Below are 18,483 nucleotides of genomic sequence, written 5' to 3'. Positions count from 1 at the left end.
CGGTTATGTCTTAGATTCGATTTAACCTGCGCATAAATCTGGTAGTCATGAATGGTGGGGTTTTGTTCGATAATAGCCGCTGTAGAACGGGCAATTTGTGCTGATTCATTCAAAAGCCAGAGAAGATACCCGCATATTGCTGCGTTAAACGCCGCATTTCGTCTTCAACATCTGCCCGTAAATGCAATTGCAATTGATAAATACCAAAGCCGAAAATCAGCAAATAAATCAATGCGATAGGTATGACTGTCAGTAAAATGATTTTAAAGCGTATCGAGGTGAACAAGCACTTATCCTTCTGTCAAATCGCTGGAAAGTCCGCCTAACCTTATCAGCTAAGAGCAGTTTGGGTATAATAGAAGTATACAAAAGCACCTAGCTTGCCGCAAATTTGTGCTAATATATGAAAAATATGAGCTTAAAATTCACTCCCTTATTACTTTTTAACAGAGCATTAATAGCAATCATGAAAACCATTACAGATTATCCGCTGACAGAATTAAAACTAATCTACAACCTGCTTCATGCCAATGTGCAGTCACATTTTGAATTAATGGACTCCGAACTGCTCTCTGATCTACAAACACATTTACAATCTAGCGCAAAAACCGAAGGTATCGATGTCACTCATCATGCCCAATGGAAAGCCTGGTTGGATAATCAAAGCCCTTTTCCTTTGGATGAAGCGCCTGGTGATATAGGCGCTTAAAAAGAGGCGCTGATTTTATCTCATAAGGTATAAAAAAAGGGCTTTTCAGCCCCTTTTTTTTCTTCTTCGCTTTTTCGCCACTTTCTTCTTAGTGGTCGATTTTTTCTTTTTTACCACCTTTTTCTTAGTTACTACTTTCTTCTTCGTAGTAGACTTTTTCTTAGGTGCGACTTTCTTCTTCGCAGCGACCTTTTTCTTAGGTGCGACTTTCTTCTTCGTAGCAGCCTTTTTCTTAGGTGCGACTTTCTTCTTCGTAGCCACCTTTTTCTTAGGTGCGACTTTCTTCTTCGTAGCAGCCTTTTTCTTAGGTGCGACTTTCTTCTTCGTAGCAGCCTTTTTCTTAGGTGCGACTTTCTTCTTCGTGGCAGCCTTTTTCTTAGGTGCGACTTTCTTCTTCGTGGCAGCCTTTTTCTTAGGTGCGACTTTCTTCTTCGTAGCAGCCTTTTTCTTAGGTACGACTTTCTTCTTCGTAGCAGCCTTTTTCTTAGTCGCTACTTTCTTCTTCGTAGCAGCCTTTTTCTTAGTTGCGACTTTCTTCTTCGTAGCCACCTTTTTCTTAGTCGCTACTTTCTTCTTCACAGCCACCTTTTTCTTAGTCGCTACTTTCTTCTTCACAGCCACCTTTTTCTTAGATGCAACTTTCTTCTTCGTCGCAGCCTTTTTCTTAGTTGCGACTTTCTTCTTCACAGCCACCTTTTTCTTAGATGCGACTTTCTTCTTCACAGCCACCTTTTTCTTAGATGCGACTTTCTTCTTCGCAGCGACCTTTTCTTAGTTGCGACTTTCTTCTTCGTCGCAGCCTTTTTCTTAATTGCGACTTTCTTCTTCGTAGCAGCCTTTTTCTTAATTGCGACTTTCTTCTTCGTAGCCACTTTTTTCTTAGTTGTTACTTTCTTCTTCGTAGCCACTTTTTTCTTAGTTGTTACTTTCTTCTTCGTCGCAGCCTTTTTCTTAGTCGCTACTTTCTTCTTCGTCGCAGTCTTCTTCTTAGTTGGCTTCTTAGTAACCGCTTTCTTCTCTTCTTTCTCAGATTTTGTCACTTCTTCAAGCTCGCCTTCAATGGTAGCTGTTTCTACAGCCTTGGGCGTTTTAACCAGTGGATCAAGAATTGCTGTTATTCGGGCAAAGATTTCATCGACATCACCTGCGCCTTCAATGGCTACATTTTTGCTTTGTTGCTTATAATAAGAAATCAGTGGTTCAGTTTGTGAGCTATATATATTTTCAGGCGATGACCAATGGTTTCTTTATTGTCATCCGCTCTTTGAATCAGTTTACCACCGCATTTATCACAGACTTCGGTTAATATTGGTGCAGAGGTATAAACATTATACATTTGACCACAGTCGGCACAGGTTCTACGGCCTGTTAATCGGTGCATTAGGTCGTCCAGATCAACATCAATTAAAATTGTTTTTTCCAGTGGCTTATAAATCGTGTTGAGCATATTATCCAATGCTTCCGCCTGAGGGATATTTCTTGGAAAGCCATCGAGGATGAAACCATAAAAAGCATCAGGTTCTTTTAAACGTTCTTCGATAATCCCTAGCACGATATCATCGGTCACTAACTCACCGGAGTCCATCGCGTGTTTGGCTTTTAATCCGAGTGGAGTTTCATCTTGAACTGCGGCGCGTAATAAGTCACCTGTCGATATTTGTGGAACGCCATATTTTTCAATTAATTTTTTTGCTTGTGTACCTTTGCCTGAACCTGGTGCGCCTAATAAAACAATTCTCATTTTTTTCTCACTGGATAAAATAACCAAAAACATTTTTGTTTAGGATCGAAAATGATCAAACCCTTATTAGTCATTCTAACTCAGAGTTTCATAAAGTAAAGTTTTGACCATAGATATTATTCACTTTATTAACTTTTTCTTAAGTTATATCAATAAATAAGTCACATCACTTTTAAAAAACAACTTAACAAATGCTCTATTCGCTTATTTTTCTCTGATCATATCTTCATGTTCTTAAATCAGATAAAATACGCTCCAATATAAAGAGTCCTTTAAGCTGGTAGATTAGCTATTATGAATGATGATCAATTACTGCGTTACTCACGACAAATCATGTTGCCCTATGTCGGTATTGAGGGTCAGGAAAAGCTACTCAATGCCCGCGTATTGATTATCGGCATGGGTGGTTTAGGCTCACCGATAGCAATGTATCTTGCATCGGCTGGCGTTGGCCACTTAGTGATCTGTGATTTTGATGAGGTCGATTTATCCAATTTACAACGACAAATCATTCATTCTTCTGAGCAACGCATCGGGCAAAATAAAGCGGAGTCAGCCAAAGAAACCCTCTTACAACTCAACCCCCATATTCAAGTCACTGCTTTAAGCCACAAGCTTGATGAACCAGCCTTGCTAGCACAAGCTCAATGCGCTGATGTGGTTATAGATGGCACGGATAACTTTGACGCTCGTTTTTTACTCAATCAGGTTTGCTATCAAGCTCGTACACCACTCGTTTCAGGTGCGGCAATTCGCATGGAAGGTCAGGTAATTGTCTTTGCCAATCAGGGCGAAGGGTCTTGTTATCGTTGTTTATATAAAGACGATGCAAATGATGTGGCAACTACGTGTTCTGAAAATGGCGTTTTGTCTCCAGTGGTCGGAATCATTGGTAGTGTCCAGGCCGTTGAGGCGATGAAGCTTATTATGTCTATTGGTAAACCTTTGGTATCACGCTTACTCTTATTAGATGCCTATACAATGGATTGGCGTACCTTAAAACTACCTGCCGATCCACAATGCCCGGTTTGTTCGAACACTTAATTCCCTAACTCCTGAGTAAGATCGACGATGAAAATAGTTTTGGCACCCATGGATGGACTAACGGATGCTTATGCCCGTGAAATTTTAACCGCTATTGGTGGCTATGACTTATGTGTCACAGAATTTTTGCGGATCACTAATACCTTATTCCCCACCCGTGTTTTTTATCGGCGTTTTCCTGAGTTGAATATAAATCCTGATTCGGGACAAAAGATCAGCCATACCAAATCCGGCACGCCGATTTTTTTACAATTATTAGGCAGTGATAATTCAGCCATGGCCGACAATGCAGCCAAGGCGGTTAGTCTTGGCGCTGAAGGTATTGATCTCAATTTTGGTTGTCCTGCAAAGACTGTCAACCGCCGTGATGGCGGTGCTAGTCTGCTCAAATTTCCTGATCGCATCAACCAATTAGTTTATTCTGTGCGTCAGGCTGTGCCAGCCAATATTCCGGTCACGGCAAAGATGCGCCTTGGCTTTGATGATCAATCCCTGGCTCATGATAATGCCCAGGCGATTCAGGATGCAGGGGCTGACTGGCTCACTATTCACGCCCGGACAAAAAAGATGGCTACCGTCCACCTGCTTATTGGGATGCTTTAGCACCGCTTGCAGATCAGCTGACGATCCCCATTATTGCCAATGGTGAGGTCTGGAGTGTGGATGATTATTATCGTTGTAAAGAACGTAGTCACTGTTCAAGTATTATGTTGGGACGTGGTGCGATGGTAACACCTGATCTGGCCTTGCAGATAAAAAATGCCTTAGACGATAAAAGCACACCTCAGAATCAAAGGAATTTGGGATGAATTACAGCAGAATTGAAGAATATTTAAAAGAAACTCCAGAGGTGTCATGCCCTGATAATTCATGTAAAAATAATCTCATTAGTATTAAGTTAGGAAAAGAATTTTACCAGTCTTTTGGGAAAACAAAATCAGGTTCTAGTCGTTATCGATGCAAGTCTTGTAAGAAAACATTTTCAGTTAAACAATCTACAACTGGTCAAAAACAGCCTCATAAAAACAATCTTATTTTCAAACTTCTAATGAATAAATCCCTTTAAGGCGAATCTGTGAAGTTGCTGATGTTGGTATGGCGACTGTTTATGCAATCAATTTCTCTGAACAAAAAAGTCTGAAGAATTGAAGATCCCTGTTGCACTTTTTGTCATACATACTTACAACTCTCTTTTGATAAAAATTCTTGGTGCAGAAGTTGTAATAATTGATGGATTAAAAGGTATTTTGCTTTCATTCTCCATGTATAGAGCGGATAAATTAACTTCCGCACGTTCAAAAGATGTTCTTAAGTCGTTTTATCAAGATCTCGTGCCAAATGAGCTACGAAAAAGTCTGGGTGAATTTTATACACCAGAATGGTTGGTTGAAGTCACTCTGGATAGAATCAATGTAAAAAATTTTTTTAACTCAACGATTTCTTGATCAACATGTGGTTCAGCTTCTTTCTTACTGGCTTTAATCAGGAAAATAAAAATACAAGCAACAGATGATGGGTGGGGTGATTTAGAAGTGTTAAAACACATCATAAACAATAATGTGGCTATACTTAACCGGACACACAACTTAAAATAACTAAAAGATAAAAAGTGTGACCTAAAATGAATGATCAAACAAAAAAAACCGAATAAAAGCTATACATCAGAATTTAAAGAATCAGCTGTCAAATTAGCTAATGAGACGGATCAACCCGTTTCTCAGACTGCCAGGGAGCTAGGTGTTAATGTAAATACTCTACATACCTGGATCAGTAAATATTCCAAACCGGTGAAGACGGTAGCCAATAGAAGTGATGAACACATTTATGATGAAGTAAAACGTCTGAAAAAAGAATTGGCAAAAGTGATTCAGGAGCGTGATTTATTAAAAAGGCCACAGCGTACTTTGCAAGGGAAACTTTGTGAAGTACGCATGGATAACTGATCAGGCTAAAGATTACCCGGTAACGATTCTGTGCCGTTTTATGGATGTTTCCGTAGTTGCTATTATGATTGGGTTAGCTCTCCTAAAACGGATAGAGAGAAAGAAAATGAAGCGCTTACTGAGCAGCTAAAAAACTGTTTGAAGACAGTCGCAAGACTTATGGAACCCGTCGTCTTAAAAAGAAAACTGGCTGAAAAAGGCGTTCATATAAGCCGCCGGAGAATTGGTCGATTAATGAAAAAAGCCGGTTTGTTTTGTAAAACGAAGAGACGCTTTAAAGCGACGACTAATTCCAAGCATAATAAGCGTATATCTCCAAATTTACTGGAAAGAGAGTTTACTGTCTCTCAACCTGATCGCTACTATGTGGGTGATATTACCTATATTGCCACCAAGGAAGGCTGGTTATATTTAGCGGTTGTCATTGACTTATTCTCTAGGCAAATTGTTGGCTGGTCGATGGATGAGCGAATGAAAGCCAAGCTAGTCAATGATGCTTTACTGATGGCCATATGGAAGCGTAAACCAATGGATGGATTGCTTTGGCATACTGACCGAGATAGCCTCTGATAGTCCAATATTCAGTCTATGAGCTGCTGGGACAATGCTGTATCAGTTCATAGTTTGAAAACTGAATTGACGCACCATTGTCGATTCAAAACCAGAGTAGAAGCAAAGCAGGCAATATTTGAATATATTGAGGTATTTTATAATCGGGAGCGACTTCATTCGGCTAATGATTATTTGTCACCAGTCGATTATGAAATACAGCAGGAAATAGCTTAAATCGATTGATTGAAGAGGGTAAAAGGCGACATAAATGCCGCCCATTACCGTTGACGGCCATCGGCTCCTCAGCCTGTGCCGTGAAGATATTGTAACAATTACCGTTGTGAAAATTTAAATCCTTTAGCAGTCCAGACTGCCCGAGTGAATATATTAATCGCTATTTCTGATTTATTAGACAATAACAAAGGAACAGATATAGAAATACCGATTCTTTTAGCGGATGCAGTGTATTCCCCAGCTCGAAATCCTAAAAAGATGAATTGATTGTCTCTTATAAAATTGGTAGTGAAGTAGCCGATCTTGAAATTTTATTGCCTTCAGAATTGGCTTTTGATAGAAGTCGTTTAGATTCCGTATTTTTACTAATGGATAATTTAGTTTCAAAAAGTACTCAGTGGCGTGAGACAGAAAAAAATTAATACAAAAAAATTAATTACATCCAATGAAATGAAAGAATGGAGATCACCACTCAAGCATACTTATGAAAAAATTCTGGATTTACATGAAAGAAACTGGAATGGTATCTGGTTTCGTATAGTGCGTAATTTCTTCTGGTCTGCTATTGCAGGAAAGTTTGATGTGGTTGTTGGTAATCCACCTTGGGTCAGATGGTCAAAATTACCCGAATTATACCGTGAACGTATAAAGCCAACCTGTGATCATTATGGAATTTTCTCAAAAACAAAATTTCATGGTGGAAATGAACTTGATATATCAGGAATGATCACCTATACCGTTGCAGATAAATGGCTCAAAGATGAAGACGGAATTTTAGCATTTGTTATCACGCAAACTCATTTTCAATCACCATCTTCAGCAGGTTTTCGATCATTTTATATCGGAAATAATCAGATCATTCAACCTGTAGGGATTGATGATCTAAAAGCTTTAAAGCCATTTCCTGATGCAGCCAATAAAACAGCTATTTTTATTGCTAAAAAATGCAAAGGTAACACAATAAAATATCCTATACCCTATGCTATATGGGAAGCGGCTAAAGGAAATAAAAAAGCAATCCCTGCTCACCTCACAAAACAAGAAGCTCTTGATTCAGTTGACATTGATAAGTGTGAGGCAACCCCTGTTACGGGAGGTGATTCACCATGGGCTATTACACCGAAAGGTGGTTTTAAAGCATTTAAAAGATCACTGGTGCAAGCACTTGGGTTAACGGCAGAAAAGGAGTAACCACAGAATTAAATGGTATTTATTTTGTAAAAATTATTGATACAAATAAAAATAATAATTTGGTGCAAATTAAAACCTGCCCTGACTTTGGAAGAAATGAAAAAGTAAAACCAGCAAGAAAGTTTTGGATAGAACCTGATTTTCTATATCCTTTAGTTAAGGGGGCTGGAGATATACAGGAATGTTATGTCTCAATCAAAAAAGATTTATATGTACTGGTGCCTAATAAGGGGATCACAAAACAGTTATTAGAAGATTGTGAAAATGACATGGAAGACAAACCAAAGTGTGAAGGATTTTTTAGCACCTATCAAGACCAGCTTATTTTAAGATCAACATATAGCAAACGAATGACAGAACACGCACCTTATTTCTGTATTTCAAATGTTGGCAGTTATACTTTCGCACCATTTAAAGTGGTATGGCCTGAACAGCCTGGCAATAAATCATTTAGAGCGGCAGTCATTACAAAAGGTAACGATCCTATCAGTGGTCAAAAGTTTTTGTTCCCGACCACAAATTGTTTTTTGTTGATTTTTATGATTCAGAGCCAGCCTATTATCTTTGTGGTTTACTAAACAGCTCTACAGTACAAGCTTTTATTGATAGTCATAATATTTCAATTCAAGTGGGTAATGTGTTTAAACACATGAATTTACCAGAATTTGATGCAGATAATAAGAAACATAAAGAGTTATGGCTTGTGACACCAGCCAGGGTTTTGCCTGTCGCACGACGGTAATTAGCCGCCAATTGACGAGCCTGTAGCATTAACACATCGACGGAATAGGTATTGTTAGCTTGTGTTTGAGTCATCTTATTGTTCTATTTGTGCCCAAGTTGTGCCCAAGTTAAATTTCAGCCCCTAATTTAGCATATTTTCATGCCCTTGCCTGTCTAATTAGTGTTTATTTGGCTGAATATTCCCTCTTTTCATAAACTTAGTCAAAAAAACAAGTAAAGCCACTCATGTCTTCTCTTTCGGTGCGATAACTATTCACCAATGCATCACAATCTTCATAGCCCAATGCCATACCACAGATCAATAAATCCTCTTCCTTATGCCCTAGTTCTTCCTTTACAATATCAGGATATTCCGTCAGTGCTGCCTGGGGACAGGTTGCCAGCCCCTGATCCACCGCCGCTAGCATCAAAGATTGCAAAAACATACCATAATCAAGAAAGGATCCTGTTCAGCACTGGCATCTAAAAAGAACAACAGCATTACCGGGGCATCAAAGGCACGATAATTAGCTGCCCATTGCTCCAATTGTTTGTCCTTGTCTTCCCGGGCAATATTTAAAGTACTATACATTTTTAAACCACAGGCCTTACGACGACTTTTAAATGGCTCAAGCCATTGTTGAGGATAGTATTGATAGTCCATTTTTGCTTTAACACCGGAACGAAAAGCCGCTTCTAATTTTTCTTGCAGGCGACTTTTAGTTGCACCACTCACCACTGCAACCTGCCAGGGTTGAGTATTAACACCGGAGGGGGCGTGACGCGCGAGATTTAAAATCTGTTGAATTTTTTCTGTCTCAACAGGTTTATTTAAAAAAGCACGGGTGGATTTTCGTTTAATGAGGCTGTCACTCAGTTGCATAGGTTTTCCAAAAGAATAGCTAAAAATTATTTGTTTTAGTAAGGGAATTTCAACATTGAAATTTTTGTGAACATTCTACTGAATCAATCAAGGCTAACAAACCGGCATTAATGGCGCGGTTTCTACCCTGTTTTTTAGCATCATAGAGTGCTTCATCTGCCGTTGATAGTAATTTCATTCCCAATGACTTGATATCATTTAATGAATCAGACCTTGTATCATCAATCATTGTATCATCAGTCATAAGAGTTGAAACACCCGCAGAAATGGTAATAGTTAAAATGACATTTTTATCAATAACGATACGATCTTTATTCACCGCATCGATGATACGCTGAGCGACCATCATGGCTTCATCATTGCTGGTGTCCGGTAATAACACAGCAAATTCTTCACCGCCATATCGAGCCAGAATGTCATGTGTTCTCAGCCCGGTTTGAATGCGTTGAGCCACCTGACATAAAACATCATCACCCACCCCATGACCATAAGTGTCATTGACTTGTTTAAAATGGTCGATATCGAGAAATAAACAAGATATTGCCGTCAAGGCGCGATCATTTCTGGACAATTCTTGAGGCAAACGTTGATCAAAAACGTCGATTATGCACCTGAGTTAATGCATCAGTCATGCTACTCAGTTTAAGGCGTTCTAAATTAAGAGCATTTTCGATACAAACAGCCATGATAAAAGACAGACGCTGTAAAAATCACAAGCGGCATGGGCTTGAAAACGTGTGCGATCATAACTACCGCAACAAAAGACACCTATTTTTCTACCATGACGCATTAAGGGCATCACTGCAATGGATTCAATATGTGGATTATTCATCAGCCATTGATGATGATTAGAATGGTAAAACCCAGTCATCAGCTCTGTCGGCAAATAGTGTAATTTTTCCAGTTCAACAGGGAAATTTAATAAGGTTAAAAAATGATCATTGGGCGTATTTTGAAGCCCATCCGGAATGAGGCGGCGCAAAGAAAGATTCTCATCTTCAAGCAATAAAGCACAATCATCCAGCTTGAACAGGCTAGTATATTCATCACGAATAATGACCAATAACTGCTCAATGGATTCAGCAGCCATTAATTTAAACTCTATTTGCTCAAAACGTTTCAGTTTCAGCTGGTTTTCATGGGCATTGCTCAATAATTGCTTAAGCTGTGCTTTGAGCTGACTATTTTCATCCACTGATTGCTGCATGGTATTTTTTTTGTTCAAAATGACTCATCACTACTTTCCACTTCTCCCCAAAAAGTGTTTAATTTCTCGCACTGCATCCTTTTATACGATGAACTATTAGTTTAGTCTATTTTTAGTTCTTTTTTTTGCCTAGCTTCACAGTTTATTAACAAAAACAGCAAAAATATCATTGTACGTTAAGTCTGACACAAAAAATCACACTTTTCTTACAGCTTTAACCACGCTTTACCTCTTCAGACAGCAATTCCATTGCTATAAACTTCATCTAGTGAGTGTTTATCCGTAAATAGGGTTCTTTATATGCACATTTTCAGCGTGGGCACAAAAGCGTGCCCACCCTACGGTCACAATTATCAAATAATTCTAGAATAAACGGATGGACACTAGTTACTTTATTTGTTCACTTTAATTACCACCATTACTTGAAAAGGATTTCCAATGATACGACATAACGAACAACAGCTTCGAGGCTTTACTTTAATTGAACTGCTCATCACTCTGGCCATGCCAGTATTTTACTCACAACAGCAGTGCCTGCCTTTGCTGACATCCTCAGCCATAATCACCAATCAGCTCAGTTGAATATTTTATTCCACCATCATCAGCTAGCCCGTTCAGAAGCCATTAAACATAAGAGTAGAGTGCTGCTGTGTAAGAGCAATAATGGCCAACAATGCACACCTAGCGCAAAATGGTCTGATGGCTGGCTTATTTTTCTGATCAGGATGGCAATAATAAGCGCAATGCTTATGAAGAAGTTTTTATGTTCAGCAAGCCCTCTCAAAGAGCTTATCACTGCAATACAAAGGCTTTGGCTCCTCTAACTATGTGCGCTATTATTCCGATGGTCATAGCAGCACCAATGGCACATTTACACTTTGTAGTCGTAATGGCACTCAGTTTGTTCAACGTGTCATTATTTCGCGTACAGGACGCGCTAGAATGGCAACAGGAAAAACAAGCAACAAAACATCTGCTTGCAGTTAAGTGACTGATTTTATATGGCAGTTATAAAAAAAATGAATTTTATTTACAATGTTTCTTGACATTAAAATCAAAATGCATAGAATAGCCTTCGTTGCTTCTGATGACTGACAGAAGTTTGCAACAATTCCCCAATAGCTCAGCGGTAGAGTAGGTGACTGTTAATCACTTGGTCGCATGTTCGAATCATGCTTGGGGAGCCATACATATAAAGGCTTTGAGAGACATACACTATTAAGTATGCCCTCAGAGCCTTTTTTATATCTTTTTGTAGTAAAAAACATTGATTGATTTGATTAAAAAATTGGAAGGAAGCCTAAAATGACAACAACACTGAATATCGTTAAAACTGTTACCCTATCGGCAGCAGCTTTGATCGCTCTACTGGCTATTGGTTTGATTTTCAATATCACTATTTAATAATAAGTTTACCCCTGCTTTTTACTACTAAGGTATTATTTCTAAAAAGCTCTACTTTAAATGCCTATAAAGATTTTCAATCGTTTGTTTTCCTCTAATAATAAAGCAATCATATTCGGATCAAATTGACTCCCTGCACTGTTTTTAGATAATCAAAAACGTCATCCATATTCAAGGACTTTTGTAACATCGCTTACTCGCTAAAGCAATTAACGAACCAATACGAAACACTTTTTTATGCGAATTTTTCATCATATCATGACCGATTTTGACATGACTCTTCATTACTTCCCATTCTTCAGCATCAATTTACCCGGCTTATGTAAAATATGATCAGGAATACCAATTTTTCCTAAATCATGTAGCGGTGAAGCCTGAATGATTAAATCAACATGGGTATCAGGCAATTTAAGTTTTCTGGCTAAAATACCCGATAGTTGCGCCACTCGCTTCAAATGAAAGCCGGTTTCATTGGAACGAGATTCTACCGCTTCACCGAGCATATAGACAATTTCTCGTTGTGACTCCTCACCTTCCACCTTGAGGCAAATATTTTCAAAGGCCACCAAAACATTGCGACTATAAATATCCAGCAATTTTTGCTGTAAGGCGCTACGTTTGCCAATGCCCTGAAAAAACAATACATTTTTGGGCGCTCCATGACTTTGATGACAGGCCAAGTAGGAGTCTTTCACATGAACGGAATAAAAGAACTCATTATGCTGCTCTAATAAATTAAATAATTCTTGAGGAATTGCCTGGGAAATTTCATTTCCAATTTTATCCTCAAAACTACCAATACCGGCAATAATTTTGATGTTAGCATTATCATTATTCTGCTCACCATGGGCTGCAAGTCCATTGGTGTTACCATAAAAAAGCACTGTCTTTAAAATTTAAAACAGAGGTTACTTGTTGTAAAATTCCCTTAGAAAACTCCTCAATAAATTGCAAACTAAAGACTTGTGTCGTCGAACTGATGACTTGTTCAAGTCCCTTACGCGTTTGATCAAGAGACACAATGTCTCGATAAGAACGCAAACAGGAATACATCAGAGTATTGAGTTTCGAGCGTGTTAGCTCCGTTTTTTCTTTGTAGTCATTGATATCATAATTAATGATCACCTCATCTTCTGGCGCACTTCCTGGCTGTCCAGTACGCAAGACAATACGTGTAAAGGTATTTTTTAATCCTTCACGGATTTGTCTGGCCAAGTCAAGCCCCGCATGTTCCGTTTCCATTACCACATCCAGTAAGCAGACACCGATATCATCATTATTTTTAAATAATTCCAAGCCTTCGGCTGCACTATAGGCATTTAAAAACTGAACCGGTTTATTATCAAAGGAAAAGTGCTTTAAGACCATTTGAGTGACAATATGCACTTGTTCATCATCATCAATAATAGCAATTTTCCAGGGAGTATCTGTTATTTCATCGTCATCATCAGACGACGCTTTAGGTTGGGCAAATTCAAACTAATGTGGCTATACTTAACCGGACACACAACTTAAAATAACTAAAAGATAAAAAGTGTGACCTAAAATGAATGATCAAACAAAAAAACCGAATAAAAGCTATACATCAGAATTTAAAGAATCAGCTGTCAAATTAGCTAATGAGACGGATCAACCCGTTTCTCAGACTGCCAGGGAGCTAGGTGTTAATGTAAATACTCTACATACCTGGATCAGTAAATATTCCAAACCGGTGAAGACGGTAGCCAATAGAAGTGATGAACACATTTATGATGAAGTAAAACGTCTGAAAAAAGAATTGGCAAAAGTGATTCAGGAGCGTGATTTATTAAAAAGGCCACAGCGTACTTTGCAAGGGAAACTTTGTGAAGTACGCATGGATAACTGATCAGGCTAAAGATTACCCGGTAACGATTCTGTGCCGTTTTATGGATGTTTCCGTAGTTGCTATTATGATTGGGTTAGCTCTCCTAAAACGGATAGAGAGAAAGAAAATGAAGCGCTTACTGAGCAGCTAAAAAACTGTTTGAAGACAGTCGCAAGACTTATGGAACCCGTCGTCTTAAAAAGAAAACTGGCTGAAAAAGGCGTTCATATAAGCCGCCGGAGGTGGTCGATTAATGAAAAAAGCCGGTTTGTTTTGTAAAACGAAGAGACGCTTTAAAGCGACGACTAATTCCAAGCATAATAAGCGTATATCTCCAAATTTACTGGAAAGAGAGTTTACTGTCTCTCAACCTGATCGCTACTATGTGGGTGATATTACCTATATTGCCACCAAGGAAGGCTGGTTATATTTAGCGGTTGTCATTGACTTATTCTCTAGGCAAATTGTTGGCTGGTCGATGGATGAGCGAATGAAAGCCAAGCTAGTCAATGATGCTTTACTGATGGCCATATGGAAGCGTAAACCAATGGATGGATTGCTTTGGCATACTGACCGAGGTAGCCAATATGCCTCTGATAGTCATAGAAAAATATTGTCGGATCATAACATAATTCAGTCTATGAGCCGCAAAGGAAATTGCTGGGACAATGCTGTATCAGAGAGCTTCTTTCATAGTTTGAAAACTGAATTGACGCACCATTGTCGATTCAAAACCAGAGTAGAAGCAAAGCAGGCAATATTTGAATATATTGAGGTATTTTATAATCGGGAGCGACTTCATTCGGCTAATGATTATTTGTCACCAGTCGATTATGAAATACAGCAGGAAATAGCTTAAATCGATTGATTGAAGAGGGGTAAAAGGCGACATAAATGCCGCCCATTACCGTTGACGGCCATCGGCTCCTCAGCCTGTGCCGTGAAGATATTGTAACAGGATCATTACCGTTGTGAAAACACCTTGGGTGAATGGAACGGCTCTATCGTTCCAGAGGGCAAAGCCCTTTCTCTTCATCTGTTTAAAGTTAACATGAGAAACTAAAATGATAGGAAATACAAAATGACAAAAATCACTTGAAACAGCCAAAAAATATTTAGAAAACTGTCCGGAAAAGTGTTGACACATCACGACTGACAATATCACAGCACTCGCAAATCGACGCAATGTTTCAATCCACGCGCCCGTGAAGGCGCGACAAATACATTTGTCAACATGACACTTGACAATAGTTTCAATCCACGCGCCCGTGAAGGCGCGACCCATCAAACGCGATGAACAATCTGCACTTTTCAATGTTTCAATCCACGCGCCCGTGAAGGCGCGACTTATTCGCTTTTTAACTGCAAGATACGTTCCGGGTTTCAATCCACGCGCCCGTGAAGGCGCGACATTGCAGTTGATCCTGCAATTTCAAACACTCAAGGGTTTCAATCCACGCGCCCGTGAAGGCGCGACGTAAATCAATTGGGGATGTAAGTCGAACATGGTTTCAATCCACGCGCCCGTGAAGGCGCGACGCGTAACAGTATATAATAGATCTATATTTGGGAGTTTCAATCCACGCGCCCGTGAAGGCGCGACACCGGTAATTAAATAATTTTTAGCAAGTGTTTCTGTTTCAATCCACGCGCCCGTGAAGGCGCGACATATCAACAAATAAAATTGCAGATAATATTTTATGTTTCAATCCACGCGCCCGTGAAGGCGCGACGCCTGATCGCCAGTAAACCCAAAGCCTACTAATGTTTCAATCCACGCGCCCGTGAAGGCGCGACCAAAACTGGGCAGATTGTGTTATTGCAGCTTATGTTATCCACGCGCCCGTGAAGGCGCGACCTTTTTAATTCTGCAAATGTGCCAGTGCTTGCGGTGTTTCAATCCACGCGCCCGTGAAGGCGCGACTCAGAAAATAGATAACGCCATTACTAAAAAATTATAGTTTCAATCCACGCGCCCGTGAAGGCGCGACTCATCTTTGACATATTTGACGCTCCCCGCAAAACGTTTCAATCCACGCGCCCGTGAAGGCGCGACATGCAAAAAGCCTCGGCAATATAATTTATAGGAATTGTTTCAATCCACGCGCCCGTGAAGGCGCGACCCGCTGAATCTAATGATTAATACAATGCAGTACGTTTCAATCCACGCGCCCGTGAAGGCGCGACAAAACAAAAAATTAAAGAGTGGCTTATAGAGATTAGTTTCAATCCACGCGCCCGTGAAGGCGCGACAACGTATTATTTACGATGGAAAACCAACAACTGTTTCAATCCACGCGCCCGTGAAGGCGCGACGCTGAAAATAATCGATTATAAAGACGGATTTGTAGTTTCAATCCACGCGCCCGTGAAGGCGCGACTCGAAATTTGTCGCTTATACTATTGGGGATGGCGGTTTCAATCCACGCGCCCGTGAAGGCGCGACAGCTCAATATATGCAAAACCCAATCAAGCGCGATGTTTCAATCCACGCGCCCGTGAAGGCGCGACGTCGAATTATTAGAATTTTTATCGAATATAAAGTTTCAATCCACGCGCCCGTGAAGGCGCGACGTCATAACAAAATCCGCAGAGAAATGGGATGGGGGTTTCAATCCACGCGCCCGTGAAGGCGCGACTACTGCAATCACTACAAAAATCAACAATTTAAGCGTTTCAATCCACGCGCCCGTGAAGGCGCGACTGTTTAAAATCAGATATTAAACATTATAAAATTGTTTCAATCCACGCGCCCGTGAAGGCGCGACACAAAAATCATTGATTAGTTCGCTAATAGATAAGTTTCAATCCACGCGCCCGTGAAGGCGCGACATGGTAACAAAATATAACTAAATTGATATTAAAAGTTTCAATCCACGCGCCCGTGAAGGCGCGACTTTTTGCTCTCCGTCTAACAATGCTGCGCCCGATATGTTTCAATCCACGCGCCCGTGAAGGCGCGACATTGCTATTGTTAACGGTCGTATTTTTTTATCGTTTCAATCCACGCGCCCGTGAAGGCGCGACAGCTAAAACTGGCGCGGGTAAGCAAGGCAAGCAAGGTTTCAATCCACGCGCCCGTGAAGGCGCGACGGTCAATCATTTTTCGGGACGTATCTTGCAGTTAGTTTCAATCCACGCGCCCGTGAAGGCGCGACTCTATCTGCGAGTTATTTAAAATTGTATTTGGGGGTTTCAATCCACGCGCCCGTGAAGGCGCGACAATTCAGAACGTCCCATGATTTTTTGTTTTTACGTTTCAATCCACGCGCCCGTGAAGGCGCGACATTGATTCCCCGTGCGCGCTTTTCCCCATGTGAGTTTCAATCCACGCGCCCGTGAAGGCGCGACAGAAATGTTTGGAGTAAAACAGTACAAGAAATTGTTTCAATCCACGCGCCCGTGAAGGCGCGACTATATTGGAGAGAGCCAATAATGTGGCTATACTTAACCGGACACACAACTTAAAATAACTAAAAGATAAAAAGTGTGACCTAAAATGAATGATCAAACAAAAAAACCGAATAAAAGCTATACATCAGAATTTAAAGAATCAGCTGTCAAATTAGCTAATGAGACGGATCAACCCGTTTCTCAGACTGCCAGGGAGCTAGGTGTTAATGTAAATACTCTACATACCTGGATCAGTAAATATTCCAAACCGGTGAAGACGGTAGCCAATAGAAGTGATGAACACATTTATGATGAAGTAAAACGTCTGAAAAAGAATTGGCAAAAGTGATTCAGGAGCGTGATTTATTAAAAAGGCCACAGCGTACTTTGCAAGGGAAACTTTGTGAAGTACGCATGGATAACTGATCAGGCTAAAGATTACGGTAACGATTCTGTGCCGTTTTATGGATGTTTCCGTAGTTGCTATTATGATTGGGTTAGCTCTCCTAAAACGGATAGAGAGAAAGAAAATGAAGCGCTTACTGAGCAGCTAAAAAACTGTTTGAAGACAGTCGCAAGACTTATGGAACCCGTCGTCTTAAAAAGAAAACTGGCTGAAAAAGGCGTTCATATAAGCCGCCGGAGAATTGGTCGATTAATGAAAAAAGCCGGTTTGTTTTGTAAAACGAAGAGACGCTTTAAAGCGACGACTAATTCCAAGCATAATAAGCGTATATCTCCAAATTTACTGGAAAGAGAGTTTACTGTCTCTCAACCTGATCGCTACTATGTGGGTGATATTACCTATATTGCCACCAAGGAAGGCTGGTTATATTTAGCGGTTGTCATTGACTTATTCTCTAGGCAAATTGTTGGCTGGTCGATGGATGAGCGAATGAAAGCCAAGCTAGTCAATGATGCTTTACTGATGGCCATATGGATGAGCGTAAACCAATGGATGGATTGCTTTGGCATACTGACCGAGGTAGCCAATATGCCTCTGATAGTCATAGAAAAATATTGTCGGATCATAACATAATTCAGTCTATGAGCCGCAAAGGAAATTGCTGGGACAATGCTGTATCAGAGAGCTTCTTTCATAGTTTGAAAACTGAATTGACGCACCATTGTCGATTCAAAACCAGAGTAGAAGCAAAGCAGGCAATATTTGAATATATTGAGGTATTTTATAATCGGGAGCGACTTCATTCGGCTAATGATTATTTGTCACCAGTCGATTATGAAATACAGCAGGAAATAGCTTAAATCGATTGATTGAAGAGGGGTAAAGGCGACATAAATGCCGCCCATTACCGTTGACGGCCATCGGCTCCTCAGCCTGTGCCGTGAAGATATTGTAACAGGATCATTACCGTTGTGAAAATACCTTGGGTGAATGGAACGGCTCTATCGTTCCAGAGGGCAAAGCCCTTTCTCTTCATCGTTTAAAGTTAACATGAGAAACTAAAATGATAGGAAATACAAAATGACAAAAATCACTTGAAACAGCCAAAAAATATTTAGAAAACTGTCCGGAAAAGTGTTGACACATCACAATGGCAAAAACAACAAGAGTTTCAATCCACGCGCCCGTGAAGGCGCGACAAAACAAA

24 protein-coding genes, 1 tRNA gene, 4 pseudogenes and 2 CRISPR repeat arrays (1 of these 31 only partly in view) are annotated in these 18,483 nt (G+C 40.1%); of the genes and pseudogenes, 19 read left to right on the top strand and 10 right to left on the bottom strand.

Going from position 1 to position 18,483, the window contains the following annotated elements; genetic code table 11:
• Positions 1-109 precede the first annotated feature (109 nt).
• Positions 110-286, bottom strand: coding sequence for a hypothetical protein (locus JEU79_RS11840; protein WP_198264290.1), 177 nt, complete (start codon positions 284-286; stop codon positions 110-112).
• A 180-nt stretch (positions 287-466) separates the two neighbouring features.
• Between JEU79_RS11840 and JEU79_RS11835 the strand changes: the two genes are divergently transcribed.
• Positions 467-709: a hypothetical protein gene (locus JEU79_RS11835; RefSeq protein WP_198264289.1), complete on the top strand. Its 243-nt coding sequence runs from the start codon at positions 467-469 to the stop codon at positions 707-709.
• Positions 710-754: 45 nt separating this feature from the next.
• On the opposite strand, the gene JEU79_RS11830 is transcribed toward JEU79_RS11835, so the two are convergent.
• From JEU79_RS11830 to JEU79_RS26400, 3 genes and pseudogenes are all read right to left on the bottom strand, one after another.
• Complete coding sequence (locus JEU79_RS11830) at positions 755-1,432, bottom strand: hypothetical protein (protein ID WP_198264288.1); 678 nt, start codon at positions 1,430-1,432, stop codon at positions 755-757.
• Positions 1,429-1,749 carry a hypothetical protein gene (locus JEU79_RS26405; RefSeq protein WP_246540644.1) on the bottom strand — a complete coding sequence of 107 codons (321 nt, stop codon included), beginning with the start codon at positions 1,747-1,749 and terminating at the stop codon, positions 1,429-1,431. Before JEU79_RS26405 ends, JEU79_RS11830 begins: the two co-directional genes overlap by 4 nt.
• A 60-nt stretch (positions 1,750-1,809) precedes the next feature.
• A pseudogene (locus JEU79_RS26400) lies at positions 1,810-2,450 on the bottom strand (adenylate kinase); the annotation flags it as partial.
• A 294-nt stretch (positions 2,451-2,744) separates the two neighbouring features.
• On the opposite strand from JEU79_RS26400, the gene JEU79_RS11820 reads away from it, so the two are divergent.
• From JEU79_RS11820 to JEU79_RS11785, 10 genes and pseudogenes are all read left to right on the top strand, one after another.
• On the top strand, positions 2,745-3,494 hold the full coding sequence (locus JEU79_RS11820) for a HesA/MoeB/ThiF family protein (RefSeq protein WP_198264287.1): 750 nt from the start codon (positions 2,745-2,747) through the stop codon (positions 3,492-3,494).
• A gap of 27 nt (positions 3,495-3,521) precedes the next feature.
• A pseudogene (locus tag JEU79_RS11815) lies at positions 3,522-4,303 on the top strand (tRNA dihydrouridine synthase).
• Positions 4,300-4,560, top strand: coding sequence for an IS1/IS1595 family N-terminal zinc-binding domain-containing protein (locus tag JEU79_RS25765; RefSeq protein WP_214660555.1), 261 nt, complete (start codon positions 4,300-4,302; stop codon positions 4,558-4,560). The pseudogene JEU79_RS11815 and the gene JEU79_RS25765 overlap by 4 nt, the downstream one beginning before the upstream one ends.
• Before the next feature lie 127 nt (positions 4,561-4,687).
• Entirely contained in the window at positions 4,688-4,939 is a 252-nt protein-coding gene (locus JEU79_RS11805; RefSeq protein WP_198264285.1) for a hypothetical protein, read from the top strand.
• A gap of 180 nt (positions 4,940-5,119) precedes the next feature.
• Positions 5,120-5,437: a transposase gene (locus JEU79_RS26395; RefSeq protein WP_198265150.1), complete on the top strand. Its 318-nt coding sequence runs from the start codon at positions 5,120-5,122 to the stop codon at positions 5,435-5,437.
• A gap of 30 nt (positions 5,438-5,467) precedes the next feature.
• Positions 5,468-6,007, top strand: a complete 540-nt coding sequence (locus JEU79_RS26390) for an IS3 family transposase (protein WP_246540197.1) — start codon at positions 5,468-5,470, stop codon at positions 6,005-6,007.
• An 18-nt stretch (positions 6,008-6,025) separates the two neighbouring features.
• The gene (locus JEU79_RS26385; protein WP_246540195.1) at positions 6,026-6,223 is read left to right on the top strand and encodes an IS3 family transposase; all 198 of its coding nucleotides are present in this window, start codon (positions 6,026-6,028) and stop codon (positions 6,221-6,223) included.
• 263 nt (positions 6,224-6,486) lie between these two features.
• Complete coding sequence (locus tag JEU79_RS11795; RefSeq protein ID WP_198262479.1) at positions 6,487-6,645, top strand: hypothetical protein; 159 nt, start codon at positions 6,487-6,489, stop codon at positions 6,643-6,645.
• Between the two features lie 28 nt (positions 6,646-6,673).
• Complete coding sequence (locus JEU79_RS11790; RefSeq protein WP_198264284.1) at positions 6,674-7,414, top strand: Eco57I restriction-modification methylase domain-containing protein; 741 nt, start codon at positions 6,674-6,676, stop codon at positions 7,412-7,414.
• 59 nt (positions 7,415-7,473) lie between these two features.
• Positions 7,474-7,992, top strand: coding sequence for a hypothetical protein (locus tag JEU79_RS11785; protein WP_214660554.1), 519 nt, complete (start codon positions 7,474-7,476; stop codon positions 7,990-7,992).
• Between the two features lie 46 nt (positions 7,993-8,038).
• On the opposite strand, the gene JEU79_RS11780 is transcribed toward JEU79_RS11785, so the two are convergent.
• The 4 genes and pseudogenes from JEU79_RS11780 to JEU79_RS11765 all read right to left on the bottom strand — a co-directional run bounded on the left by JEU79_RS11780 (position 8,039) and on the right by JEU79_RS11765 (position 10,245).
• Positions 8,039-8,230 carry a hypothetical protein gene (locus JEU79_RS11780; RefSeq protein WP_198264282.1) on the bottom strand — a complete coding sequence of 64 codons (192 nt, stop codon included), beginning with the start codon at positions 8,228-8,230 and terminating at the stop codon, positions 8,039-8,041.
• Between the two features lie 125 nt (positions 8,231-8,355).
• Positions 8,356-9,020 (bottom strand): annotated as a pseudogene (locus JEU79_RS11775) (nitroreductase).
• Between the two features lie 49 nt (positions 9,021-9,069).
• Complete coding sequence (locus JEU79_RS11770; protein ID WP_281401061.1) at positions 9,070-9,624, bottom strand: GGDEF domain-containing protein; 555 nt, start codon at positions 9,622-9,624, stop codon at positions 9,070-9,072.
• Positions 9,625-9,672: 48 nt separating this feature from the next.
• Positions 9,673-10,245: a GAF domain-containing protein gene (locus tag JEU79_RS11765; RefSeq protein ID WP_198264280.1), complete on the bottom strand. Its 573-nt coding sequence runs from the start codon at positions 10,243-10,245 to the stop codon at positions 9,673-9,675.
• 420 nt (positions 10,246-10,665) lie between these two features.
• Between JEU79_RS11765 and JEU79_RS11760 the strand changes: the two genes are divergently transcribed.
• The 4 genes from JEU79_RS11760 (at position 10,666) to JEU79_RS11745 (ending at position 11,414) form a co-directional block, all read left to right on the top strand.
• Positions 10,666-10,809, top strand: coding sequence for a prepilin-type N-terminal cleavage/methylation domain-containing protein (locus JEU79_RS11760; protein ID WP_198264279.1), 144 nt, complete (start codon positions 10,666-10,668; stop codon positions 10,807-10,809).
• Entirely contained in the window at positions 10,758-11,051 is a 294-nt protein-coding gene (locus JEU79_RS28565) for a GspH/FimT family pseudopilin (RefSeq protein ID WP_425511146.1), read from the top strand. Before JEU79_RS11760 ends, JEU79_RS28565 begins: the two co-directional genes overlap by 52 nt.
• A 4-nt stretch (positions 11,052-11,055) precedes the next feature.
• The gene (locus JEU79_RS11750; protein ID WP_198264277.1) at positions 11,056-11,214 is read left to right on the top strand and encodes a GspH/FimT family protein; all 159 of its coding nucleotides are present in this window, start codon (positions 11,056-11,058) and stop codon (positions 11,212-11,214) included.
• 125 nt (positions 11,215-11,339) lie between these two features.
• Positions 11,340-11,414: transfer RNA gene (locus JEU79_RS11745), tRNA-Asn, on the top strand.
• A gap of 501 nt (positions 11,415-11,915) precedes the next feature.
• On the opposite strand, the gene JEU79_RS27455 is transcribed toward JEU79_RS11745, so the two are convergent.
• Entirely contained in the window at positions 11,916-12,515 is a 600-nt protein-coding gene (locus JEU79_RS27455) for a DUF3369 domain-containing protein (RefSeq protein WP_198264276.1), read from the bottom strand.
• On the bottom strand, positions 12,499-13,017 hold the full coding sequence (locus tag JEU79_RS11735) for a DUF3369 domain-containing protein (RefSeq protein ID WP_198264275.1): 519 nt from the start codon (positions 13,015-13,017) through the stop codon (positions 12,499-12,501). Before JEU79_RS11735 ends, JEU79_RS27455 begins: the two co-directional genes overlap by 17 nt.
• A gap of 160 nt (positions 13,018-13,177) precedes the next feature.
• Between JEU79_RS11735 and JEU79_RS11730 the strand changes: the two are divergent.
• From JEU79_RS11730 to JEU79_RS11715, 4 genes and pseudogenes are all read left to right on the top strand, one after another.
• Positions 13,178-14,336: pseudogene (locus JEU79_RS11730) on the top strand (IS3 family transposase).
• Positions 14,337-14,664: 328 nt separating this feature from the next.
• Positions 14,665-16,892: a CRISPR direct-repeat array (repeat unit 31 nt; unit sequence GTTTCAATCCACGCGCCCGTGAAGGCGCGAC).
• Between the two features lie 84 nt (positions 16,893-16,976).
• Positions 16,977-17,219, top strand: a complete 243-nt coding sequence (locus JEU79_RS11725; protein WP_198262486.1) for a transposase — start codon at positions 16,977-16,979, stop codon at positions 17,217-17,219.
• Between the two features lie 54 nt (positions 17,220-17,273).
• Positions 17,274-17,909 (top strand): DDE-type integrase/transposase/recombinase, encoded by a 636-nt coding sequence (locus tag JEU79_RS11720; RefSeq protein ID WP_198264274.1) that lies wholly within the window; start codon positions 17,274-17,276, stop codon positions 17,907-17,909.
• A complete protein-coding gene (locus JEU79_RS11715) occupies positions 17,807-18,136 on the top strand; it encodes an IS3 family transposase (protein ID WP_198264273.1) in 330 nt (109 codons plus the stop codon). The genes JEU79_RS11720 and JEU79_RS11715 overlap by 103 nt, the downstream gene beginning before the upstream one ends.
• Positions 18,137-18,444: 308 nt before the next feature.
• A CRISPR array of direct repeats spans positions 18,445-18,483; the repeat unit is 31 nt; unit sequence GTTTCAATCCACGCGCCCGTGAAGGCGCGAC (it continues 699 nt past the right edge of the window).

The sequence above is a fragment of the sulfur-oxidizing endosymbiont of Gigantopelta aegis genome (genome assembly GCF_016097415.1).
In the GTDB taxonomy this organism is placed as follows: Bacteria; Pseudomonadota; Gammaproteobacteria; order GRL18; family GRL18; genus GRL18.
Note: the sequence above shows the minus strand (reverse complement) of the source record. Positions and strands in the feature narration are given on the sequence as shown.